At 62.2% G+C, this 23,825-nt stretch carries 20 protein-coding genes and 2 pseudogenes; 4 read left to right on the plus strand and 18 right to left on the minus strand.

The genetic code is table 11. The features are described 5' to 3' along the window. Entirely contained in the window at nucleotides 1-417 is a 417-nt protein-coding gene (locus tag FHT79_RS15085; RefSeq protein WP_028755688.1) for a MarR family transcriptional regulator, read from the minus strand. Between the two features lie 428 nt (nucleotides 418-845). Between FHT79_RS15085 and polA the strand changes: the two genes are divergently transcribed. Together polA and FHT79_RS15095 are read left to right on the plus strand one after the other, a co-directional pair. Next, a complete protein-coding gene (polA, locus tag FHT79_RS15090; protein ID WP_183903604.1) occupies nucleotides 846-3,845 on the plus strand; it encodes a DNA polymerase I in 3,000 nt (999 codons plus the stop codon). Nucleotides 3,846-4,118: 273 nt separating this feature from the next. Further along, nucleotides 4,119-6,461 carry a DNA translocase FtsK gene (locus tag FHT79_RS15095; protein ID WP_183903606.1) on the plus strand — a complete coding sequence of 781 codons (2,343 nt, stop codon included), beginning with the start codon at nucleotides 4,119-4,121 and terminating at the stop codon, nucleotides 6,459-6,461. A gap of 60 nt (nucleotides 6,462-6,521) precedes the next feature. On the opposite strand, the gene FHT79_RS15100 is transcribed toward FHT79_RS15095, so the two are convergent. The 4 genes and pseudogenes from FHT79_RS15100 to FHT79_RS15115 form a co-directional block, all read right to left on the minus strand. Further along, on the minus strand, nucleotides 6,522-7,310 hold the full coding sequence (locus tag FHT79_RS15100) for an ABC transporter permease (protein WP_028758150.1): 789 nt from the start codon (nucleotides 7,308-7,310) through the stop codon (nucleotides 6,522-6,524). 1 nt (nucleotide 7,311) lies between these two features. Beyond that, nucleotides 7,312-8,481, minus strand: a complete 1,170-nt coding sequence (locus FHT79_RS15105; protein WP_028758151.1) for an ABC transporter permease — start codon at nucleotides 8,479-8,481, stop codon at nucleotides 7,312-7,314. Further along, nucleotides 8,478-9,551 (minus strand): ABC transporter ATP-binding protein, encoded by a 1,074-nt coding sequence (locus FHT79_RS15110; RefSeq protein WP_028758152.1) that lies wholly within the window; start codon nucleotides 9,549-9,551, stop codon nucleotides 8,478-8,480. The genes FHT79_RS15105 and FHT79_RS15110 overlap by 4 nt, the downstream gene beginning before the upstream one ends. Nucleotides 9,552-9,661: 110 nt before the next feature. Beyond that, nucleotides 9,662-10,710, minus strand: a pseudogene (locus tag FHT79_RS15115) (ABC transporter substrate-binding protein). Between the two features lie 519 nt (nucleotides 10,711-11,229). Between FHT79_RS15115 and FHT79_RS32500 the strand changes: the two are divergent. After that, nucleotides 11,230-11,391: pseudogene (locus FHT79_RS32500) on the plus strand (LysR family transcriptional regulator); the annotation flags it as partial. A 27-nt stretch (nucleotides 11,392-11,418) separates the two neighbouring features. Next, a complete protein-coding gene (locus FHT79_RS15120; protein WP_348649674.1) occupies nucleotides 11,419-12,126 on the plus strand; it encodes a LysR substrate-binding domain-containing protein in 708 nt (235 codons plus the stop codon). Nucleotides 12,127-12,298: 172 nt separating this feature from the next. On the opposite strand, the gene FHT79_RS15125 is transcribed toward FHT79_RS15120, so the two are convergent. The 13 genes from FHT79_RS15125 to FHT79_RS15185 all read right to left on the minus strand — a co-directional run bounded on the left by FHT79_RS15125 (nucleotide 12,299) and on the right by FHT79_RS15185 (nucleotide 23,825). Beyond that, a complete protein-coding gene (locus FHT79_RS15125) occupies nucleotides 12,299-12,802 on the minus strand; it encodes a GrpB family protein (protein ID WP_028758155.1) in 504 nt (167 codons plus the stop codon). Between the two features lie 15 nt (nucleotides 12,803-12,817). After that, a complete protein-coding gene (gene phnN, locus FHT79_RS15130; protein WP_174824512.1) occupies nucleotides 12,818-13,411 on the minus strand; it encodes a phosphonate metabolism protein/1,5-bisphosphokinase (PRPP-forming) PhnN in 594 nt (197 codons plus the stop codon). Further along, entirely contained in the window at nucleotides 13,411-14,550 is a 1,140-nt protein-coding gene (locus FHT79_RS15135; RefSeq protein ID WP_028758157.1) for an alpha-D-ribose 1-methylphosphonate 5-triphosphate diphosphatase, read from the minus strand. Before FHT79_RS15135 ends, phnN begins: the two co-directional genes overlap by 1 nt. 13 nt (nucleotides 14,551-14,563) lie before the next feature. Continuing rightward, the gene (locus tag FHT79_RS15140) at nucleotides 14,564-15,259 is read right to left on the minus strand and encodes a DUF1045 domain-containing protein (protein ID WP_028758158.1); all 696 of its coding nucleotides are present in this window, start codon (nucleotides 15,257-15,259) and stop codon (nucleotides 14,564-14,566) included. 141 nt (nucleotides 15,260-15,400) lie between these two features. After that, complete coding sequence (gene phnE / locus FHT79_RS15145) at nucleotides 15,401-16,744, minus strand: phosphonate ABC transporter, permease protein PhnE (RefSeq protein ID WP_028758159.1); 1,344 nt, start codon at nucleotides 16,742-16,744, stop codon at nucleotides 15,401-15,403. Nucleotides 16,745-16,751: 7 nt separating this feature from the next. Next, the gene (gene phnE, locus FHT79_RS15150; protein ID WP_028758160.1) at nucleotides 16,752-17,711 is read right to left on the minus strand and encodes a phosphonate ABC transporter, permease protein PhnE; all 960 of its coding nucleotides are present in this window, start codon (nucleotides 17,709-17,711) and stop codon (nucleotides 16,752-16,754) included. 59 nt (nucleotides 17,712-17,770) lie between these two features. Further along, complete coding sequence (gene phnD / locus FHT79_RS15155) at nucleotides 17,771-18,676, minus strand: phosphonate ABC transporter substrate-binding protein (RefSeq protein WP_028758161.1); 906 nt, start codon at nucleotides 18,674-18,676, stop codon at nucleotides 17,771-17,773. Nucleotides 18,677-18,763: 87 nt separating this feature from the next. Continuing rightward, entirely contained in the window at nucleotides 18,764-19,609 is an 846-nt protein-coding gene (gene phnC / locus FHT79_RS15160; protein ID WP_183903608.1) for a phosphonate ABC transporter ATP-binding protein, read from the minus strand. Nucleotides 19,610-19,726: 117 nt separating this feature from the next. Next, nucleotides 19,727-20,344 (minus strand): DapH/DapD/GlmU-related protein, encoded by a 618-nt coding sequence (locus tag FHT79_RS15165; RefSeq protein ID WP_028758163.1) that lies wholly within the window; start codon nucleotides 20,342-20,344, stop codon nucleotides 19,727-19,729. Beyond that, nucleotides 20,341-21,048 carry a phosphonate C-P lyase system protein PhnL gene (gene phnL, locus FHT79_RS15170; protein ID WP_028756930.1) on the minus strand — a complete coding sequence of 236 codons (708 nt, stop codon included), beginning with the start codon at nucleotides 21,046-21,048 and terminating at the stop codon, nucleotides 20,341-20,343. The genes FHT79_RS15165 and phnL overlap by 4 nt, the downstream gene beginning before the upstream one ends. Before the next feature lie 25 nt (nucleotides 21,049-21,073). Further along, the gene (phnK, locus tag FHT79_RS15175; RefSeq protein WP_028756929.1) at nucleotides 21,074-21,850 is read right to left on the minus strand and encodes a phosphonate C-P lyase system protein PhnK; all 777 of its coding nucleotides are present in this window, start codon (nucleotides 21,848-21,850) and stop codon (nucleotides 21,074-21,076) included. After that, nucleotides 21,847-22,722 carry an alpha-D-ribose 1-methylphosphonate 5-phosphate C-P-lyase PhnJ gene (locus FHT79_RS15180; protein ID WP_028758164.1) on the minus strand — a complete coding sequence of 292 codons (876 nt, stop codon included), beginning with the start codon at nucleotides 22,720-22,722 and terminating at the stop codon, nucleotides 21,847-21,849. The genes phnK and FHT79_RS15180 overlap by 4 nt, the downstream gene beginning before the upstream one ends. Beyond that, nucleotides 22,719-23,825 carry a carbon-phosphorus lyase complex subunit PhnI gene (locus FHT79_RS15185; protein WP_028758165.1) on the minus strand — a complete coding sequence of 369 codons (1,107 nt, stop codon included), beginning with the start codon at nucleotides 23,823-23,825 and terminating at the stop codon, nucleotides 22,719-22,721. Before FHT79_RS15185 ends, FHT79_RS15180 begins: the two co-directional genes overlap by 4 nt.

Raw genomic sequence — 23,825 nt, forward strand, 5'->3', positions numbered from 1 at the left:
TCACAGCGCCTTGGCGTTTTCCAGAAGCCGCCGGATATATTCGAGCGTCAGCTCGCGCTCGAAGACCCGAAAACCTTTAAACAGCGCAAGGTCGGCCTCCCGCGCGATCTCGATCGCCTCGGCCTCCATGGCGCGGGCCTTCGGCGTCAGGAAGAGCAGTTGCGCCCGCCTGTCGGAGGGATGTGGACGGCGTTCGATCAACCCGTCGCGGACCATGCGCGAAAGCGTATTGGCCATGGTCGCCTGCTCGATATCGACCCGCTCGAGAAGCTGTTTCTGGGTCAGCCCGTCTTCGGCCCAGAGTTCCAGCAGAATGGGGAATTGGCCCGGAGAAAAACCCAGACCGACCGCGCGCTGGTGCAGCGAGCGGGCAAAACCCTTCGCCAGTTGGCTGGCAAGGTAGGCTCCCGAATCCATGCGGTTAAATCCCATGATTGCAAGTTAGGCTCAAAACCATGCTGGAGACAATGCAGCAAATCGCAGGCGATGCTTCATAAGATGCAAGCCGCGACGATAATTTCGAGTGGCTGGAAAAAACAAAAGTCGCCATGGCCTGGAGGTTGGCCATGGCGACTTTAAAGTGGGGACAAAGGCCCGGAGAGGGGGATAAGGCCTTTGTCCAAGCCTGACGCGGCGGGGGACAAGCCGGTAATCAGACCCGCGGCGCGATCAAGCGCCGGTGACATGGATTTGTGGCTGCGAATGTGGTTTTTCAAGGGAGAGCGATCGTTACAAATCGGTAACAGTTTGGTGAGCAGGAATAGACAGCGCTGCGCACGCTGAATCCTTTTTGCGCGCCGAACTTTATATGGACCTCGTCCAATGCCCGCGCTATCCATGCACGCATGAAAAAAGGCGATCACCTCTTCCTAATCGATGGTTCCGGATTCATCTTCCGGGCGTTTCATGCATTGCCACCGCTGACCCGCAAGACGGACGGCTTGCCGATCGGCGCCGTGTCCGGTTTCTGCAACATGCTGTGGAAGCTCTTGAGGGATGCACGCAATACCGATGTCGGCGTGACGCCGACACATCTTGCCGTCATCTTCGATTATTCTGCCAAGACGTTTCGCAAGGATCTCTACGACGCCTACAAGGCGAACCGCTCCGCCCCGCCGGAAGAGCTCATCCCGCAATTCGGCCTCATAAGAGAGGCGACCCGCGCCTTCAATCTGCCCTGCATCGAGACCGAAGGTTTTGAGGCCGACGACATCATCGCCACCTACGCCCGCCAGGCCGAGGCAGCAGGCGCCGATGTCACCATCGTCTCCTCCGACAAGGATCTGATGCAGCTCGTCAGCCCCAATGTCCATATGTATGACAGCATGAAGGACAAGCAGATCGGCATTCCCGATGTCATCGAAAAATGGGGCGTGCCGCCCGAAAAGATGATCGACCTGCAGGCGATGACCGGTGATTCGGTCGACAATGTCCCCGGCATTCCCGGCATCGGCCCGAAAACCGCCGCCCAGCTCCTCGAGGAATACGGCGATCTCGACACGCTGCTCGAGCGCGCCACCGAGATCAAGCAGGTCAAGCGCCGCGAGGCGATCCTCGCCAATATCGACATGGCCAAGCTCTCGCGCGACCTCGTGCGGTTGCGCACCGACGTGCCGCTCGATCTCGATCTCGACGCGCTGGTGCTCGAGCCGCAGAATGGCCCGAAGCTGATCGGCTTCCTCAAGACGATGGAATTCACCACCCTGACGCGCCGGGTCGCCGAGGCCTGCGATTGCGATGCCAGCGCCATCGAACCGGCGATCGTCCACATCGAATGGGGCGAGGCGGCCCACGGCCCCGATCTCAGTGCGGCGGAACCCGAACCCGTTGCCGGCGGCATCCCCGAAGTCTCGGGCGAATCCGTGCCGGTGCCGCCGCGCGCCAAGGCGAAGGCTGCCGTCGAAGGCGCCTTTTCGCCCGCCGATCTTGCCAAGGCGCGGGCTGAGGCCTTTGCGACGCTGCCCTTCGATCATACGGCCTATGTAACGATCCGCGACCTGGCGACGCTCGACCGGTGGATCGCCGATGCGCGCGCGACCGGCCTCGTTGCTTTCGATACCGAGACGACCTCGCTCGATGCGATGCAGGCCGAGCTCGTCGGCTTCTCGATGGCGATCGCCGACAATACGGCCGATCCCACCGGCACGAAGATCCGCGCCGCCTATGTGCCGCTCGTCCACAAGAACGGCGTCGGCGATCTGCTCGGCGGCGGCCTTGCCGAAAACCAGATCCCCATGCGCGATGCCCTGCCGCGGCTGAAGGCATTGCTGGAGGACGAATCGGTTCTCAAGGTCGCCCAGAACCTGAAATACGATTACCTGCTGATGAAGCGCTACGGCATCGAGACCCGGAGTTTCGATGATACGATGCTGATCTCCTACGTGCTCGACGCCGGCACCGGCGCGCATGGCATGGATCCGCTCTCGGAAAAATTCCTCGGCCATACTCCGATCCCCTACAAGGACGTGGCCGGCAGCGGCAAGGCGAACGTCACCTTCGATCTGGTCGCCATCGACCGCGCCACCCATTATGCCGCCGAAGATGCCGACGTGACGCTGCGCCTCTGGCTGGTGCTGAAGCCCCGGTTGGCGGCGGCAGGACTGACCAGCGTCTATGAACGGCTGGAGCGGCCGCTATTGCCGGTGCTGGCGCGCATGGAAGCGCGCGGCATCACCGTCGACCGGCAGATCCTGTCGCGCCTGTCCGGCGAGCTGGCCCAGGGGGCCGCGCGCCTCGAGGACGATATCTACGTGCTGGCCGGCGAGCGTTTCAATATCGGCTCGCCGAAGCAGCTGGGCGACATCCTGTTCGGTAAGATGGGCCTTGCCGGCGGCAGCAAGACGAAAACCGGCCAATGGTCCACCTCCGCCCAGGTGCTCGAGGATCTGGCTGCCGCCGGTTTCGAGCTGCCGCGCAAGATCGTCGACTGGCGTCAGCTCACCAAGCTGAAGTCGACCTATACCGACGCGCTCCCCGGCTATGTCCACCCTGAGACCAAGCGGGTGCATACTTCTTATTCGCTGGCATCGACGACGACGGGGCGCTTGTCGTCCTCTGAGCCGAACCTGCAGAACATTCCCGTGCGCACCGCCGAAGGCCGGAAGATCCGCACCGCCTTCATCTCGACGCCCGGCCACAAGCTAATCTCTGCCGACTACAGCCAGATCGAGCTGCGCGTGCTTGCCCATGTGGCTGAAATCCCGCAGCTGACCAAAGCGTTCGAGGACGGCGTCGACATCCACGCCATGACGGCGTCGGAAATGTTCGGCGTGCCGGTCGAAGGCATGCCGGGCGAGGTCCGTCGTCGCGCCAAGGCGATCAATTTCGGCATCATCTACGGCATCTCGGCCTTCGGCCTTGCCAATCAGCTTTCGATCGAGCGTTCGGAAGCCGGCGACTACATCAAGAAATATTTCGAGCGTTTCCCCGGCATCCGCGACTATATGGAAAGCCGAAAGGCCATGGCGCGCGACAAGGGTTATGTCGAGACGATCTTCGGCCGCCGCATCAACTATCCGGAAATCCGCTCGTCCAATCCGTCCGTGCGCGCCTTTAACGAGCGTGCGGCGATCAACGCGCCGATCCAGGGCTCGGCTGCCGACGTCATCCGCCGGGCGATGATCAGGATGGAGCCGGCGCTTGCCGAAGTCGGCCTTGGCGATCGCGTCCGCATGCTGCTGCAGGTGCATGACGAACTCATCTTCGAGGTCGAGGATGACGATGTCGAAAAGGCGATGCCGGTCATCGTCTCGGTCATGGAAAACGCCACCATGCCGGCGCTCGAAATGCGCGTGCCGCTGAGGGTCGATGCGCGCGCCGCCACCAATTGGGACGAGGCGCACTAATGCATGTCGCCCAAAAGTGCGCGGCGGTTTTGGGACAACGACATGCATCAAACAAAGACCCGAAGCACGTCGCATCAATCAGATTCGACGCGACGCGCTTAGCCACCTCTTCAAAATTGGCAAAGATTTTTCCGCTTAGCGCAAGCCATTGAAAGTGCAGCAATTTGCCACCAGGAGCCGTGTCGGAACGGTACGGAAGGAAGGAACTTATTAACCTTCCTTTTCTATCCCGGTAGGGTCGTAATTTGCCAAGCATGAGTGAGTAGCGGACAAATGCGTTTTCCCAGAACCAATTTGACGGACGCCGGGGACTTTTCCAGCGGGATTGAAACTGAGCTTCCGGAGGAAAATCCAGGAGAAAAGCCGGCAGCGCCCATTTGGCAGAGCAATTTTTCCCTCGCGCCGAATGTTCGTTTCACCCGCACGCCGGAAACGCTGATCAGCAAACGGCGCGCGCCGAATGAGCCCGTTCGCGATGATTCGCAGCTTGCTCAGCAGGCGATACGGATAGAGCCGGTTGCCGTCGACGTGCCGTTCGATATCTATCTGCCGGAGCCGGAGGAAATTTCCACGGCACCCGACATGGTCGAACTGCAGCAGGCACCGTTGCCTGATGAGGTCCGCGCGCCTGCCTTCCGCGCCACCGCTGAGCTTTCCTCCATTTCGGATTTCGCCTTCTGGGAAGTCATGGCCTTCGAAGAGGCCGAGCCGGTTCGCGCGCCCCCCGTGATCTCGTTCCCGAAGGCTGAGGCCACGCCCGAATCGATCACTTCGCTGTTCAAGATCATGGAATGGCGCCCCGGCCGGCCGGCTGTCGCTCCCGTGCCCTCCCGCCCGGTCTCGCCGCCCGCTGCGATGTCCGCAAAGGTCGCCGTGCGTCCTCCGGCCGCCCCATCCCTGGAAAAGCCGAGGCGCATTATTGTCGAGGCGCCGGTCGTGCAGGCTCAGAGTGCACCCGCACCCCAGGTCACGCCAGCCCCTCAAATTGCATCAGCCCCTCCGGCAGCGCCCGCGCCGCAGCGTACGCCGCCTGTGGCTGCGGTTCTACCGTCGCCGCGTCTGGCCGTGAGGCCCGAAAGGGTCGACGCATCCGGCTACGAATTCCCGCCGCGCGCCCTGCTGCAGGAACCGCCGGAACGCCTCGGCGAGATCATGTCGCAGGAGACGCTGGAGCAGAATGCCGGGCTCTTGGAAAGCGTGCTGGAAGATTTCGGCATCAAGGGCGAGATCATCCATGTCCGTCCCGGCCCCGTCGTCACCCTCTATGAATTCGAGCCGGCGCCAGGCGTGAAGTCGTCGCGCGTCATCGGACTGGCCGACGATATCGCCCGCTCGATGTCGGCGCTCTCGGCCCGTGTCGCCGTCGTCCCCGGACGCAACGTCATCGGCATCGAATTGCCGAATGTGACACGTGAAACCGTTTATTTCCGCGAGATGATCGAAAGCCAGGATTTCGAGAAGAGCGGTTACAAGCTGGCGCTCGGCCTCGGCAAGACGATCGGCGGCGAGCCGGTGATTGCCGAGCTCGCCAAGATGCCGCATCTGCTTGTTGCCGGCACCACCGGCTCGGGCAAGTCGGTCGCCATCAACACGATGATCCTGTCGCTGCTCTATCGCATGACGCCGGAACAGTGCCGCCTGATCATGGTCGACCCGAAGATGCTCGAACTCTCCGTCTATGACGGCATCCCGCATCTGCTGACGCCCGTCGTCACCGATCCGAAGAAGGCGGTGATGGCGCTGAAATGGGCCGTGCGCGAAATGGAGGAGCGCTACCGCAAGATGTCGCGCCTCGGCGTGCGCAATATCGACGGTTACAACGACCGCGTGGCGCAGGCCCGCGAAAAGGGCGAGACCATCCACGTCATGGTCCAGATCGGCTTCGACAAGGGCACCGGTGCTCCGATCGAGGAAAGCCAGGCGCTGGACCTGACGCCGATGCCCTATATCGTGGTCATCGTCGACGAAATGGCTGACCTGATGATGGTCGCCGGCAAGGACATCGAAGGCGCGATCCAGCGCCTCGCCCAGATGGCCCGCGCCGCCGGCATCCATCTGATCATGGCCACACAGCGCCCGTCGGTCGATGTCATCACCGGCACGATCAAGGCAAACTTCCCGACCCGCATTTCCTTCCAGGTGACCTCGAAGATCGACAGCCGCACCATCCTCGGCGAACAGGGCGCCGAGCAGCTGCTCGGTCAGGGCGATATGCTGCACATGCAGGGCGGCGGGCGCATTTCCCGCGTCCACGGTCCCTTCGTTTCGGATTTGGAGGTCGAAAAGGTCGTCGCCCATCTGAAAACACAGGGGCGCCCCGAATATCTCGACACCGTCACCGCCGACGAGGAGGACGAGACGGAAGAGGAGGAAGCCGGCGCCGTTTTCGACAAGAGCGCCATGGCCTCCGAGGATGGCAACGAACTCTACGAGCAGGCGGTCAAGGTCGTCATGCGCGACAAGAAATGCTCCACCTCCTACATCCAGCGCCGCCTCGGCATCGGTTATAACCGCGCCGCCTCATTGGTGGAACGCATGGAAAAGGAAGGCCTCGTCGGCCCGGCCAACCACGTCGGCAAGCGCGAGATCGTTTCTGGGCGGGGCGACGGGGATTGATCGGCAGGAGCCGCGCCATCGCGGCTCAGCGTGAGGGCGCGGTATTCCAGTGGCCGAACATCACCCCGCGACTGCGGAACGGGCGGCGCGTTTGTGCACGATGGCAAGCAGGCCTCCGAGAAAGATCGTTCCGAGGATGAAGAGAAATGCCGCGGCAACGATGGCCGGGCTGATGTTTTCGCGAATGGACGAGAACATCTGGCGCGCGAGCGTCAACTGGTTTGGGCCGGCGACAAACAGGGTCAGCACGACTTCATCAAGCGAGGTGGCAAAAGCAAGCACCGCGCCCGACAGTACACCCGGCATGGCGAGCGGCAGCGTTATTTTCCAGAAGACCTTTGCGGGAGAAGCGCCCAGGCTCGTCGCCGCCCGTTCGACTCGATAGTCGATGCCGTCAAGCGACGCGGTGATGCTGATCAACACGAAAGGTACGGCGACAACGGTATGCGCTATGATGACGGCCGCAAAGGTGTTCGGAAATCCGAGCTTGGCAAACAGAATTTGAAGCCCGACTCCGAGCACGACCGCCGGAACGACCATCGGCAGAAGGAACATTGTCCGCAGTGTAGAGCCGAAGACAATGCGCCTGCGCAATGCAAGTGAGGCCAGCATGCCGAGCACGGTTGAAAGCAGTGTGGTCCCCGTGCCGATCAGCAAGCTGTTGACGATGGACCGCCGCCAGGCGTCCGCGTTTGCGAGTTCCGCAAACCAGCGGGTCGAAAAAGAAGGGATGGGATAGGACAGGAAACTGCTGGAGGTAAATGCGATCGGAAGGATCGCCAAAAGCGGGGCCAGCAGAAAAATCACCGTTGCCGCACCATACAGAAATTTAAGCAAACGAACTGTCATGTCAGGCACCTGCCGTCTTCGTTGAGAGCCGGCCGTAGACGCCGTAGAACACGATGGTCGCGGCGAGCAGCACGATGCCGAGCGCGCCGGCCATCCCCCAATTGGCGGAGCCGGTGGCATAGAAGGCAATCACCGAACTGATCATCTGGTCTTTGGGCCCGCCGATGAGCGCCGGTGTGATGTAGTAACCGAGGGCTGCCATGAAGACGAGCAGTCCGCCGGAAGCGATACCGCGCAATGTCAGAGGCAACAGGATTTGCAGGAAGGCCCGGATCGGCCGCGCGCCGAGAGAGGCTGCCGCCGGCATGAGATTTCGGGGCATTGCGATGAGGACACTGTAGATCGGCAGGACCATGAAGGGCAGCAGAACATGCGTCATGGCGATAATGACACCCGTTCGGTTGAAGAGAAGCGGCAACGGGTCGCTGAAGAGGCCGAGCGACATGAGGAAGGAATTGATAAGTCCCTTGTCCTGCAGGAGGATGTACCAAGCCGCGGTGCGCACCAGCAACGACGTCCATAGCGGCAGGAGCACCGCGACAAGGAGGAGCTGTCGCCGCCAGCCGCTGGAGGCTGCGATCAGCATCGCATATGGCAGGCCGATGAAGCATGTCGCCACGGTCACGACAGCGGCCACAGTGAATGTTCTGAGAAGAATCGCCTGATTGGCCGACTCCCCGGCCGGCATCGCCACGATCGCTCCCGATGCGTCATGCTGAAGATCGACTGCGGCAAGGAGATTGCGATCGGTATAAGGATAGGTCGCCTCGGCAATGGCCCGCCAGAACGAGGGATCGTTCCATCGCGAGTCCACCTCTCCAAGTTTTGTCGGTTCGGCGCTGCCTTCCACGGCGGCGACGGTCTTTCGCATCAGCGTGCGGAAGCCCGGTTGGGCGCTGTTGAGTCTTCGAACCACCTCGCCCAGTTTCTGATCGTCGTCGATCGATTTCAGGTCTTCGACAAGCGCAATCTGCATCTCGTCGGAGGGCTCGGAATTACGGTTCCAGGTGGAGATCGCGGCCGTCGTCCGGGGCAGGTTTTGGCTGACGACCGGATCGGACACCGCCTGCTCAAGCACCGTCAGAAGTGGCCAGATGAAGAAGACACCCAGGAACAGAGTAAGAGGAAGGACAAGCGCGAAGGTGCCGATGCTCTGACGGAACGCGCTCATGCCGCAATCACCCAACAATCGTCCGGTGCGAAATGAGCCACCACATCGGCGCCCGCTGCCCACTCCGCCGATCGCCTGTCGGTCCGGACTATGAAGCGGAAGGCATCGTGGTCAAGCTGCACCCGCAGGTGATCGCCCTGATACACGCTGTCGAGTATTTTCGTCGGCAAGGCATTCGTCGCAGACCCAGTCCCGCGGGCCGCAAGAGAAATCCGCTCAGGACGGACCGAAATATGGACGCGGCTTCCGACGGAGAGGGAGCCGCTGCCCGATACGATCAGATGCCGCCCATCGGCGAGCTCGACCGAGGCCCCGGTTTTTCCCGTCGCCGTCACCGTTCCTTCTATCAGATTGGTTTCGCCGATGAATTCGGCGACGACGCGCGTTTGCGGGCGATCGTAAATATCGCGCGGCGAGCCGATCTGCTCGATGTTCCCATGATTGAAGACTGCAATCCGATCGGACATGGTAAGCGCCTCGGCCTGATCGTGGGTCACGAACACCACGGTCAGCTCCAGCCGCTTGTGCAGTGCGCGGATGTCGAGTTGCATCTGTTCCCGCAACTGTTTGTCAAGCGCCCCCAGCGGCTCGTCCATCAGCACAACGGCCGGCTCGAACACCAGAGCGCGGGCAAGCGCCACACGCTGCTGCTGACCACCGGAAAGCTGGGCAGGCTTTCGGCTGCTCATTGCAGACAGTTGCACCATGTCGAGCGCCCGTTTTACTCGACCTTCGATCTCGCTGCGTCCGATACCGCGCATCTTCAGCGGAAAGGCGATGTTGTCGGCGACCGACATATGCGGAAAGAGCGCATAGTTCTGGAAGACGACGCCCATTTCGCGCCGATACGGTGGCAGATGGTCGATACGGCGGCCGTCGAGAAAGATGCTGCCACCGGTGGGGTTTTCGAAACCCGCCGCCATCATCAGCAAGGTTGTCTTGCCGGAACCCGACGGTCCGAGAAGGCTGACGAATTCGCCCCTCTCGATGTCGAGCGACAGGTCTTTGACGACCTGAAGCGTGCCAAAGGATTTGGAGACTCTTTCAAAGCGTATGCGCGGCGTAGCCACGGCGGCCCTCCGTTCGGATTGTCTGTTCTCAAGGAGACGAAGTGACGAGGATAGGCGGAAGCCCCCATGGATCCTCGGCAGGAGCGATCCGTGGGGGCGATATTGCGCCGCTACTGTGCCAGCCAGGCGTCAAATCTTTTGGTCAGCGCTTCCGAATTGTCGATCCAGAAGTCCGTATCAAGGCTGACGGCTCCCTGCATGTTGGCCGGGGTCGTCGGCAGGTCGGCCAGTTGGTCGGGCGGCAGGGTCTTGCCGGCTTCGGTGTTCGTGAGGCCGTAGGCGATATATTGCGGCAGCTTTGCCTGATTTTCCGACTTGCTAGCGAAGGCAACAAAGTCAAAGGCCGCATCCTTGTTTTCAGCGCCCTTCAGGACGACCCAACTGTCCACGGCGTAGATGCTGCCCGGCCAGACAACCTTGAACTTCCTGCCTTCCGAGCGGTTGATGCCGGTGATGCGGCCGTTATAGGCGCTGGTCATGGCAACCTCGCCGGAGGCAAGCAGTTGCAGTGGCTGGGCGCCCGAGGTCCACCAGACCAGGCTCGGCTTCAATGCGTCGAGCTTGGCAAAAGCACGGTCGATGCCTTCCGGCGTCGCCAGGACCTCGTAAACCTTATTGGCCGGCACGCCATCAGCCATCAGCGCGGATTCGAGCGTGTATTTCGGCCCCTTGCGCAGGGCGCGCTTGCCGGGGAATTTCTTCACGTCCCAGAAGTCTGCCCAGGATTCCGGGCCGTTGGCAATCTTTGCGCCGTCATAGGCGATCGCAGTCGACCAGACGATGGAGCCGACGCCGCAATCGCTTACGGCGGAAGGGAGGAATGCATCCTTGCCGCCGAGCTTGCTCCAGTCCACCTTTTCAAAAAGACCGTCGGCACAGCCGAGCGCAAGCTCATCCGCCTCGACCTCCACCGCATCCCAGGAAGGATTGCCAGCCTTGACCTTCGCCTGAAGGACACCGATGCCGCCATCCCAGGCCTCATCGAGCAGAGGCTTGCCGGTATCCTCGGCGAAGGGTTGGAAAAAATCTTTCGTTGAGCATCCTGAAAGTTGCCGCCCCAGGAAGCTATGGTGAGGTCCCTGGCCACGCTCGGCCCCGTAGCAACCGCCAGTGACAGCAATCCCAGAGCTGCAATCGTCGACGTGTTCTTGAGTTTCATTCGCTTTCCCCTGTTTGTTGAGCATCTGCCCGATGCTTGGTTGACAACCACGATCTTCGGGATCGGTGCGATCGCCGGCCGCGTCCGTGGGGTAGGCAAGGCCGGCTTCAGCGGGCTTGCCGTGTGTCATCTCCAACAGGCGGACGGTTTTGCTGCGAACAATGCTGGCGTATGTCCCAAGGGGCGGAAAGGCGCTTTTTGTTGCCCCCGGTGGACACGTCGATGCACCACTCCCAACCGGTGTTTCCGGCCAGGCGTCGCACCAGCCGGCAAATTCGACACGACTCGCCTATGAAAAGGTCGGATTTGGCAATTGCCAATCGATAGGTTAGTGGTGCACCATATGCACCACCGTGCACCACTCTTCGTTACACCCAAGTTCCGAAGCCTATGGCATATGGATGTGTACACGGCATTCCGATTTTGGTTTTCCTTTGGGGGACGGGATTGCGCAGAGGGAAATCGTTAGCAGATGAACCGGAAGGTGCTCAGAAACGCGGACGTTTGCCGCCGTTATCCATGGTGCGCGCCTTCGAGGCGGTCAGCCGGCTGGGCTCAATGCGCAGGGCCGCGGACGATCTCAATCTCAGCCATACCGTCATATCCCGCCACGTCCGTAACCTCGAAGCCTGGCTTGGCACGCGGCTTGTCGATGCCGGACCGCGCGGCATCAGGCTGACGGCGGAAGGCAGGGTTTTTGCCGAGACCGTGGGAACGGCTTTCGACCTCATTGCCAAATCGACGGCGGAATTGCGCCCAGCAGTCAACCGCACTGTCTTGCGCATCTGGTGCGTGCCCGGCCTCGCAACGCGTTGGCTGACACCGCGCTTCAATCAGCTCCAGCTTGCGTTGCCCGGGATCGATTTCGTGATGCGCGCGACCGATCTCGAACCGGATTTCACGCGCTATGAGGCCGATGTCGACATCCGCTACTCGGAGGAGCCAAGAGGGAATGTCCGTTGGATCCTGCTGGAAAGGCCTCGCATGTTTCCGGTCACAAGCCCCGAATGGATCAGCAGGAATGCGCCAATACGCACCCTCGACGATCTGGTGCGCCAACCGTTGATCCACGAGGAAAGCCGCGATCAATGGCGGCAATGGTTTCGCAAGGCTGGCTTCGAGCATGAAGTAATTTTGAATGGTCCACGGCTATGGTCGGCCAATCTGACGGTCGACGCGGCTGTCGCAGGCCAAGGAATAGCCCTTGCCACGCGTTTGATCGCTGCAGACGACCTGCGTGCCGGGCGGCTCGTCGAATTGCTCGGAACGGATGTCCGGCTTGGAGGCTATTACTTCGTCGGATCGCGAGAGCGCTGGAATGAGGTGACATTGGCGCGTTTCCGCGCATGGATGCAACAGTCAATCGGTGAAACCATGGGCGGTCACGCCTCTGATGAAACCAGCCGGCCGGGGTGAAAGAGCAATCCAGCAAAAGTGTGCAGCGATTTTGCCAGGCAAAGCGTGAAACGCTTTTGCCGGGAATTGCGTGAAAACAAAAGAGATAGAGCAATTCCGTGATTCGAAGAAAAAACGGAATCGCTCCAGGAGAGGGCCGGACACGCTTTGAAGATAGGGGCGCAGCCCAATTTCACAGCCTCAAGCTTGCCAATCGCAGCGTCTCGCGAACAAATTTGGTCTTTCCGCCGGTGTAAAGGCCCCAATCGCCGTCTGCCTCCGCGGCCAGCCTACGTTTCAGATCGGCATAGGCTTTGGCTCGCTCCGGGTGATCCCTGAGATAATCGCGATACAGAATGCGCTCGCGATGCGCGCGATTATCGGGCCCGCAAAGATAGAGCTTGAAGCCATAACCTTCACAATCGCGCGTGAAGGCCCATCGTTGTTCACCGGTACCGCCGTGGAAGACGAAATCCGCAGCGCGCACGGCCTCGATCGCCACCGGCAGGACGTCGTCGGATATCGCGACGGCATCGAGGTCGATCTTCGGCTTGGCCGCCAGGCCGGGCACGGACGTACTGCCGATATGATCGATGGAAAGCACGAGGTCGCCGAGCAGGATGGAGACCTCGGCGCTGATTTCGGCAAAGAGCCGCGGCCAGGAAGGATCGTAGTCGACCACTCTGATGGCGCGCATGCCCTGCCTCTCCCGTCAGTGCGTCTCCGCCAGCAATCCCTCGAGGATCGCGATCATCTTCTGCTTGGCCTCTTCGAGCGAGCCGCTATTGTCGAGTTCCGTCACGTCATATTCGCCGCGCACCGTCAGCGGTCCGCGGGCGAGCCGGGCCATGATATCCTCATGCGTCTCGCGTCCGCGCGCCTCCAGCCGGCCGACGAGCACTTCCGGGCGGGCGGTGACGTTGATGACCTTCAGCCGCGGGAAGGCGGCCTGGAAACGGTGAAGCGCCGAGCGCGAGCCGTTGGCGACGACGACATGGCCTCTGGACAGCGCCACCGAAACCTCGGCGGGAATCCCATATTTCAGGCCGTGCGCCTCCCACCAGACGGCAAAGGAGCCTGATTGCTCCATGGCGGCGAAGCCTTCGAGGGAGATGGACAGATGATCCTCGCCGCCGGCGTCACGGTGACGGGTGATGACGCGGCGGGTGAAATGAACGTCGGTGCGGCCGGTGAAATGCCGGGCGGCAAGGTTCATCAGGGTATCCTTGCCGGCGCCGCTCGGCCCGACGACGACGACCATGATGCCGCGCTCGGCTCCGGCTCCGGGATGGGGTTCGTGCGGCATCATGCGACACGGCGTCCTTGGCGCCAGACGGAGCGTGTCACCGGCACGCCATGCGCGCGGTGGACGCGAACGAGATCGGCGCGCAGCCCCGTCGCGATCCGGCCGCGATCGTCGAGGCTGACGGTGCGGGCGGGCGTCGACGTCACCATGGCGATCGCCTTCGGCAGGCTGATGCTCTCCACCTCGTCGGCGAGGATGAAAGGCGCGTGCAGCAGGCTGAGCGGCACGTAGTCGGAGGAAAGCACGTCGAGCACACCCATTTCGGCAAGATCGCGGGCGGCAATGTTGCCGGAGTGGGATTTGCCGCGCACGATGTTCGGCGCCCCCATCAGCACGCTCATGCCATGTCCGTGCGATGCCCGGGCGGCATCGAAGCTGGTCGGAAATTCGGCCAGGCGCACGCCGTTGTCGATCGCCTCGTCGACATGGGAGAGTGTGGCGTCGTCATGGCTTGCCACGGTGATGCCGCGCTCCGCGCAGACCTTGGCGATGGCGTTGCGGTGCGGCGTCGAATTGCGCGCCGATTCCGCCTGGCGCTTGGCGACAAAACGGGCGAAGGCCTCGTCGCTCAGGCCGCGCTTCTTCTGGTAGTAGAAGATATATTGGTCCATCGTCTGGAACTGACGCTGGCCGGGCGCATGATCCATCAGCGAAACGAGCCGCACATGCCGGTCGTTTTCGAAATCGGCGAAATGTTCGAGCACATTGTCGGCCGAGACCTCGCAGCGCAGGTGGAGCAGGTGCTCGGCGCGCAGCCTGCCCTCCTTCTCCGCCGACTGGATGGCATCGGCCATCTCACGCATCTCGCCATGTTCGAAGCCGCCGTCCTCATCCGCACCCATGCGCAGGCAGTCGAACACCGTGGTGATGCCCGAGGTGACGATCTGGGCGTCGTGCGCCTGGACTGCGGCGGTCTTGTTCCAGCGTATGCCGGGACGCGGCTGATAATGGCCTTCGAGATGATCGGTGTGCAGCTCGACGAGGCCGGGAATGACGTAGTCGCCTTCGAAATCTTCGCCGGCTACCGAGCTGCCCTCGGAGATATCGGCGATCTTACCGTCGCGAATGAGGATCGATCCTGAGAGGATGTCATCCTCGAGAACGATGCGGGCATTGGAAAACACGGTCTCTTTGCTCATCTCGTCAGGTCTTTCAGCGTTTGGCGCCGGCAAGCGGCAGCCAGGAATGAACTTTGAACGGGGCACCGCGCGTCTCCTCGGTGAAGACGGCAAGGCCGGAAATTGGAAGCGGACGGCCGGTGAAATCGGCAAAACGCTCGGTCAGAATCGCTTTCATCACCGCGGCGCGCGCTTCGGGCACCTGGCCGGTCAGCGTCATGTGAAAGCCGAAATCCTCCATGACGTAGGGATAACCCCAGCGCTGCAGATGGGCGCGCTGGCTGTCGCTGAGTTTCTCCGGGTTGCGCCGCGCCATATCGGCCTCGGAAAGCGCGGCACGGAACGGTTCGAAGGACCTTACCACCTTCGCGGCGAAATCCTGAAGAGGTTGATGAAGAGAACCGGGAACGAGGGCAAAAAAACGGCCGAGCTGGCCGAGCACGAGTTCCGGAATCTCGAAGGCTGGCGTGCGCTGGACAAAATCCTCGGCAACCCCCATGAGATCCTTCTCGGTGACGGAGGCCGCGAGCGAAAACGGCGCCTTGATCGTGGCGTGGAAGCCGTAGCGGCGCGGGTCGGCGGTCAGCTCGAACTGCTCTGCCGCACCCAGTTGCTCATGGTCCGGTGCCGGATAGGTCTCGCCGGTGAAAGCATCGCGGCCGAGCCAGAGCGAGGCCGCGCCGGTCAGGGGATGATCCTTCGGCGGCGAGAAATAGAGAGCGTAGCGCAAGGCTTTTATCCTGGGGATCGTCGAAACGGGGGAGCGCAATGTGCAGTGATTTGGCGGCGAACCGCAAGCAGGCTCCGGCTAAAAGATTTCCGTGACAGAATGATGATGGCGACAGCGCCGCCGCCGCCTTTGATGGGTGGATCAGTGGGTTTTCGTGCCCATCAGCCGGTGGCGCAGCGCGTTCGAGGCGCTGTCGAAAAGGAAGACGACGATCAGGATCAGGATGACCATGTAGGCGACGTTTTCCCAGTTGGCGTTGGTGCGCATGGCCTCCCAGAGTTTGAGGCCGATGCCGCCGGCGCCGACGGCGCCGATGATGGTGGCGCCGCGCACGTTCGATTCCCACTGGTAGAGCGTCTGGCTGACGATGACGGGAACGATCTGCGGCATAATGCCGTAACGATGGACGAGCACGGTCTCAGCGCCGGTCGATTTGATGCCTTCCCGCGGCTTGTTGTCGATATTCTCCAATCCTTCGGAATAGAGCTTGCCGAGCGTGCCGGTCTCGGTGAGGAAGATCGCACCGCTGCCGGCAAGCGGGCCGGGGCCGAAGGCGCGTGTCAGGAACAACGCCCAGATCAGCATGTCGACCGAGCGCAGGAAATCGAAGAAGCGCTTCAGGATCTGGTTCAGCAGCCGGTTCGGCGTGATGTTGCGTGCTGCCATGAAGGCGAGCGGAAAGGCGGTGAGCGCGCCGAGCAGGGTTCCGAGGAATGCCATGACGATCGTCTGGAAAAGCTTGGTCCAGACGTCGCCATGCTGCCATTCGCTGTTGTTCCAAATGTCGTCGAAGGCGAGCGACAGGTTGGACTGGTCGGGCTTGATGCGCGGGCCGGAGACGATGAGGCTGACGACCTCGCCGACCGGCTTGTCGAAGAAGGAGGATTGCGTGTCGAAGATGAAATTCGCCCAGCCGATGAAACGCTTGCGGATCTTCACCCGGTCGACGGATATGCTGACATTGCCGGCAAAGCCGAGATCGGCCAGCACGTTGTCGTCATAAACCGTCATCCAGCCGGGCACCGGCCCGACGACTTTCGGCGCACCGCTGGAAAGCTCGACCGGGACGCTGACGCCGTGGGCGGTGACGATCGTCTCGCTCTTCGAGACGGAGACGCTGCGGCTGGTGCCGTTGATCGAAACGCTGATGCTGCCGTCGGGATTGTTGACCAGCCAATCCGGATGCGGATTGTCGCCGAGCGGCGAGAAACGTGGATAACGCACCTCGATCGAGCCGTCGTCCTGGATGCGGAGTTCCGGCTGGACGTCGTAGCTCACCCATTGGCTGAGATAGATGCCGACGCGCTCCCAATGCGCTTCGGCAAAGAGCTTGGGCAGGTCGAAGAACCAGACGGCGTAGAGGCCGTAGAGCAGCGTCGCCATAAGGATCATCAGCCCACCGAAACGCTGGCGGAACGAGCGATGGAAATATTCCGGATAGCGGGTCTCTATCTCGTGCATGCGGTTTGCGTCGATCACCGTCATGGCGGCCTCAATGTTGCAGGAGGAAGGCGTGCTCGCCGACAAGGCGGCGGCGCAGCCAGGCGGAGAACTGGTCGACGGCAACGATCGTCACGAACAGCAGGAGGACGAGCGCCATCGTCTTGGCGCCGAATCCCCGCGAGATCGAAAGCTTCAGCTCCTCGCCTATGCCGCCGCCACCGACGGCGCCGATGATGGTCGAGGCGCGCACGTTGATCTCCAGGCGTAAGAGCGCATAGGAGGTGAAATTCGGCAGCACCTGCGGCAGGGCGGCGAAGCGCACGCGCTCCCACCAGTTGGCGCCGACGGCTTTCATGCCCTCATCGGGCTTCATGTCGATATTCTCGGCCACTTCGTAGAAAAGTTTGCCGAGCGCCCCGACCGTGTGCAGGCTGATGGCAATGATGGCGGCGACCGGTCCGATCGACAGGATCGCCGAAAACAACCCGGCAATGACGATCTCGGGGAAGGCGCGCAGGAACTCCATCAGCCGCTTGGAGAAGATGCGCAGCACCCATGAATTCGTCAGGTTGCGGGCGGCAAAGAAGCTCAAGGGAACGGCGAAGACGAAACCGATGATCGTCGAGATCAGCGCCACGTTGATGGTGACGATCATCAGTTCGAAATATTCGGGAATATAGAAGGCGCCCCAGACGTAGACGCGGCCCTTGTCGAAATTGAATTCCTCGCCGCCCTTGTCGTTGACGCTCGCAATGTCGAACAGTGCCCGCCAGACATCATGCCAATCCTTGGGGATGAGCCAGCTCAGGAAGTCGAAGAGATGCGGCAGGCGGTCGAAGAAATGCCCGGCGTTGCTCTCGTCAGCGAAACGGACGGAGCTGACGAAAGCCGCAATCAGAATGACCAGGCCGAGGATCGTGTAGAAGCGCCGTTTGGCGACCATGCGGTCCCAGGCGGTGCCGATGTCCTTGGTGCTCTGCATCTGCGGCTGTGTATCGGCAATGGTCATCAAGGCCTCGTCCGGTTACAAGGGCGGCCGTTCCCGGCCGCCCGCATTCAAGGATCCGATCAGCCGCCGATGGCAGCTTTGCGGACTTCAACGACAGCGTTGTAGAAGTCGTGCTTGACGGGGGAGTAGCCCTGGTAGTCGCCGCCTTCGACGGCGGTAAAGCACTTGTGATCCTTGGCCGGCAGAGCCGTGAAGAAGGCTGCAAGCTTCGTCTGCCACTCCTGACCGAGAGCGTTGCGAACGACGAGCGGGCCGTTCGGGATCAGCGGGGAACGCCAGACTTCGACCAGCTTGTTCGGATCGACGGCGCCCTTGTCGACTTCCTTGCGGAAGGTGCCGGAGGTGTAGCCGTCCTTGAAATCGCCAATGCCCGACGAGTCGTCGACGGCGATGTCGACCTTGCCGTCATAGGCGGCGAGCAGGTTGTTCTCATGGCCGCCGTTGAACTGGGTCGACGCGAAGAACTTGTCGTTCGGCATGCCGGTGTCCTTCGGGATCTGCGTCAGCGGAACGAGGTAGCCCGAGGTGGAATCCGGGTCGGCATAGCCGAGCTTCTTGCCCTTGGCGTCCTTGATGGACTTGATGCCGGAGGACTTCAGCGCGAGGCCGATCGAATAATAGCCCGTCGAGCCGTCCTTCTGCTGCGTCGTCAGGATCGGCGTGACAGCCTTCGGATCCTTGATGTAGACGGCGGCATAGCCGGAGGCGCCGAGTTCGGCGAAGTCGAGCGTGCCGCCGAGCAGGCCCTGGATCACGCCGTCATAATCGGCGGCCGGGAAGAGCGAAACCTTCTCGAAGCCGAATTCCTGCTTCAGGTGGTCGGCAAGGCAGGCATAATTGCGCAGGCGGTCGGTTTCGTTTTCGCCGCCGAGGATGCCGATGCGGAATTCCTTGAGGTCGGCAGCATGGGCAGCGCCGGCGAGCGCGAAGAGCGCCGTTGCTGCAAAGAGTGCTTTCTTCAACATATGTCTCTCCTATTGACCGGTGTCCCCGGTCTTCCCGTTACGAAGAAGTGTGCCCTTGACGCGGGCGCTCGATCGCGGCCGCCTCTCTCAGAGACCGGCCAGCGCCAGCGGTTGGGTGCCGGCGGATTGATTGTCTGCCCGCTCGGGGGCGATATTGATGGATGTCGAGGTCACCGTTTCGTCGATGCCGGCGCCGTCCTTGTCCGTCCCGTAGATTTCCTTCACCGCCTCGGCGGTGAGCTCCGAGGGCTTGCCGTCGAAGACGACGCGGCCGCCGGCCATGCCGACGATGCGCTCACAATAGCTGCGGGCGGTATCGAGCGTGTGGAGATTGGTGATGACGGTGATGCCTTCGCGCTCGTTGATATCGCGCAGCGCATCCATGACGATCTTGGCGTTCAGCGGATCGAGCGAGGCGATCGGCTCGTCGGCGAGAACCATCTTCGGGTTCTGCATCAGCGCCCGGGCGATTGCCACGCGCTGCTGCTGGCCGCCGGAAAGCGTGCCGGCTGCCTGCAGCGCGGTCTGCTCGATGCCGAGGCGTTCGAGTGCTGCGATGGCATACACACGTTCCTCACGGGTGAAGATATTGAGAAGGCTCATCAGCGTCGAGCGGTGGTTGAGACGGCCGAGCATGACATTGGTCAGAACGTCGAGGCGCGGCACCAGGTTGAACTGCTGGAAGATCATCGCGCAGTCGCGCTGCCAGTTGCGCAGCGCCCGGCCGCGAAGCCCGGAGACCGCGACGCCGGCGAAATGAATGGTGCCGGAGCTCGGCTCCTGAAGGCGGTTGATCATGCGCAGCAGCGTCGACTTGCCGGCGCCGGAGCGGCCGATGATGCCGACCATCTGGCCCTGGGGAATGGCGAGCGTGACGGAATCGACGGCGAGCTTTTTTCCGAAACGACGTGTGACATTCTTCAGCTCGAACATCATGCTCTTCCCTTGCGATCCAGGCCTTGGTCAGCATCGCATTAGTCCCGCTTGATGAACCTCGCGTGTCACATTTGTGTAAGTCCTGTCACAATTCTCCGCCCCTATATCGGGGGTTTAGCCGCCGTAGCGGGACAGGAAATCTTCCGCGCTCAGGTTGCGAAAATCGGCTAGCGCCAGACGCAGCCGATCGTGCTCCCAGTCCCACCAGGCAAGGCTGTCCATCCGTTCGCCGACCTCTTTCGGAAAGCGTTCGCGGATGAGCTTGGCCGGCACGCCGCCGACGATCGTGTAGGGCGCAACATCCTTCGACACGACGGCGCCGGCCCCGATCACCGCACCGTTGCCGACGGTCACACCCGGCAGGATGGTCGCACCGTGGCCGATCCAGACGTCGTGGCCGATCGTCACCCGGTTTGCGCGGCGCCAGGCGAAGAAGTCGGTCTCCATGTCGCCGTCCGGCCAATAGTCGACGGCGCGATAGGTGAAATGATGCAGCGTCGCCCGCCAGGTCGGATGGTTGGTGGCGTTGATGCGCACGGCGGCGGCAATATTGACGAACTTGCCGATCGTCGCGCACCAGACGGAGCCGTCCTGCATGATGTAGGAATAATCGCCGAACGTAGCCTCGCTGATGCGGCACCGTTCGGAGACCTCCGTATACCGCCCGAAGGTGGAATCGCTGACGGATGCCGTCTCATGAAAGTAGGGTTCGATACCAAGCTTGCGGCTCATGCGGCGATCTTTCTCGGTGAGAACTGCTGGACGTCGAGGATCCGGTCGGCGACCGCCTCGCGCACTTCCTCGTCGTGGAAGATGCCGAGAAGGGCGACACCCGCTTTCTTCTTTTCCGCGATCATGCCAACGACGACGGCACGGTTCCTGGCATCGAGCGAGGCTGTCGGTTCGTCGAGAAGCAGGATCGTGTGTTCGGTGATGAAGCCGCGGGCGATGTTGACGCGCTGCTGCTCGCCGCCGGAGAAGGTGGCGGGCGGAAGCTGCCAGAGGGCTTCCGGCAGGTTGAGCCTGGCCAGCAGAGCGCCGGCCTTTTCCCGTGCCGTGCCGGCGTCCTCGCCGCGCGCCACCAGCGGCTCGGCAACCACGTCGATCGCCGCGACGCGCGGCACGGTGCGCAGGAACTGGCTGACATAGCCGAGCGTATGGCGCCGCACCTTGAGCACGGTGCGCGGATCGGTGGCGGCGAGATCGACGATGCGGCCGTCGTGGCGGATGAGAATCTGGCCGGTGTCGACGGCATAATTGCCGTAGATCATCTTGAGCAGCGAGCTCTTGCCGATACCCGACGGGCCGCCGAGCACGACGCATTCGCCAGACGCTACCGAGAAGGCGACATCGGAGACGACGGGCAGCCTGATGCCGTCGCGCAGATGCATGGTGAAGCTCTTCGAGACTTCGGAAACGACGAGGGGCGTTGCCATTTTTCTTCTTCCTTGGATTCGGAGCTCAGACCTGCAGGATCGAGGAGACGAGCAACTGCGTATAGGGTTCGCGCGGATCATCGAGCACGCGGTCGGTGAGCCCGTGCTCGATGACGTAGCCGTCCTTCATCACCATCATCCGGTGCGACAACAGGCGGGCGACGGCGAGATCATGGGTAACGATGATGGCCGAGAGACCGAGATCGTTGACGAGGCCGCGCACGAGATCGAGCAGGCGCGCCTGCACCGAGACGTCGAGGCCGCCTGTGGGTTCATCCATGAAGACGAGGCGCGGGCCGGTGACGAGGTTGCGGGCGATCTGCAGTCGCTGGCGCATGCCGCCGGAAAAAGCGCGTGGCTGGTCGTCGATGCGATCGGCGTCGATCTCGACGCGCTCGAGCCAGTCGATCGCCGAGGCGCGGATCTTGCCATAGTGGCGGTCGCCGATCGCCATCAGCCGCTCGCCGACATTGGCGCCGGCCGAGACCGTCATGCGCAGGCCGTCGGCCGGATTCTGGTGCACGAAGCCCCAGTCGGTCCGCATCAGGAAGCGCCGCTCGGCCTCGTTCATCCGGTAGAGATCACGGTAGCTGCCGTCGCGCATGTGATACTCGACGCTGCCGGTGCTCGGCAGCAGCCGGGTGGAGAGGCAGTTGAGCAGCGTCGTCTTGCCGGAGCCGGACTCGCCGACGATGGCGAGCACTTCGCCTGGCCAGAGCTCGAAGGAGACGTCGCGGCAGCCGATGCGGTTGCCGTAAAATTTCGAAACGTCATGGACTTTGAGAAGCGGAATATCGCTCATTCTGCAGCCTCCCGGGCCAACATCTCGCCGGCATGTCCCTGCGCCCGGCGGTCTTCGCAATGATCGGTGTCGGAGCAGACGAACATGCGCCCGCCCTTGTCGTCGAGAACCACTTCGTCGAGATAGACATCCTCGGCGCCGCAAAGGGCGCAGGGCTTGTCGAAGCGCTGGATATCGAAGGGATAATCCTCGAAATCCAGGCTGACGACGTCGGTATAGGGCGGAACCGCATAGATGCGCTTCTCGCGCCCGGCGCCGAAGAGCTGCAGCGCATCCGACATGTGCATCTTCGGATTGTCGAATTTCGGCGTCGGCGAGGGATCCATGACATAGCGGCCGTGGACCTTCACCGGATAGGCGTAGGTCCGTGAGATCCGGCCGTTATGGGCGATGTCCTCATAGAGTTTCACATGCATGAGCCCGTATTCTTCGAGCGCGTGCATCTTGCGGGTTTCGGTCTCGCGCGGTTCGAGGAAACGCAGCGGCTCGGGGATCGGCACCTGGTAGACCAGCACCTGCCCGGCAGCGAGCTTTTCTTCCGGAATGCGGTGGCGCGTCTGGATGATCGTCGCATCCTTGGTATGGGTCGTCACCGCGACATTGGCGACCTTCTGGAAGAAGGCGCGGATGGACACGGCGTTGGTCGTGTCGTCGGCACCCTGGTCGATGACCTTCAGCACGTCATCCGGTCCGATGATCGAGGCCGTCACCTGCACGCCGCCGGTGCCCCAGCCATAGGGCATCGGCATTTCGCGCGAGGCGAAGGGCACCTGATAGCCGGGAATGGCGATCGCCTTCAGGATGGCGCGGCGGATCATCCGTTTGGTCTGTTCGTCGAGATAGGCGAAGTTGTAGCTGGCCAGATCGCTCATTCGGCGGCTTCCTTCATGTCTTCGCCGCAGTTGCGGGCGGCTTCGAATTCGCGGCGCATGCGGCGGACGAGATCGAGTTCGGCCTGGAAGTCCACATAATGCGGAAGCTTCAGATGCTCGACGAAGCCCGTCGCCTGGACGTTGTCGGAATGCGAAATGACGAATTCCTCGTCCTGGGCCGGCGCGGTGATATCCTCGCCGAGCTCTTCGGCGCGCAGCGCCCGGTCGACCAGCGACATCGCCATCGCCTTGCGTTCGCTCTGGCCGAAGACCAGGCCGTAGCCGCGGGTGAATTGCGGCGGCGCCTTGGCCGAACCCTTGAACTGGTTGACCATCTGGCATTCGGTGACCTGGATTACGCCAAGCGAGACGGCGAAACCGAGTTCCGGCACGTCGAATTCCACCTCGACATCGCCGATGCGGATTTCGCCGGTGAAGGGGTGGTTGCGGCCATAGCCGCGCTGGGTGGAATAACCGAGCGCCAGCAGGAAGCCCTCGTCGCCGCGGGCAAGCGCCTGCAGGCGCAGATCGCGGCTCATCGGGAATTCCATCGGCTCGCGAGTCAGGTCGCCGATCTCGTGATCTTCGGGCATGTCGCCGTCGGCCTCGATCAGGCCCTCCTCGCCGAGGATTTCGGAGACGCGCATGACGCGGCCGGTCTCGGCTGGGCGCAGCGCGGGCACTTCGATCGCCTCGTCCGAAAGCAGCGAGGGATCGAGCAGGCGGTGGGTATAGTCGAAGGTAGGTCCGAGAAGCTGGCCGCCCGGCAGATCCTTGTAGGTCGCCGAGATGCGGCGCTCGATCGTCATATCAGCCGTGTCGAGCGGCTTGGAATAGCCGAAACGCGGCAGCGTCGTACGGTAGGCGCGCAGCAGGAAGATCGCTTCGATCATATCGCCGCGCGATTGGCGCACGGCGAGCGCTGCGAGCGTGCGGTCGAAAAGCGAGGCCTCGGCCATGACGCGGTCGACGGCGAGCGCCAGTTGCGCCACGATCTGGTCGATGCCGATCGCCGGCAGCGAACGGTCGCCTCGGCGGCGGTCGGCGAGCAGCCGGTGGGCATTGGCGATGGCGGCCTCGCCACCCTTGACGGCAACATACAT

This window comes from Rhizobium sp. BK212, assembly GCF_014197475.1.
Classification (GTDB): Bacteria; Pseudomonadota; Alphaproteobacteria; order Rhizobiales; family Rhizobiaceae; genus Rhizobium; species Rhizobium anhuiense.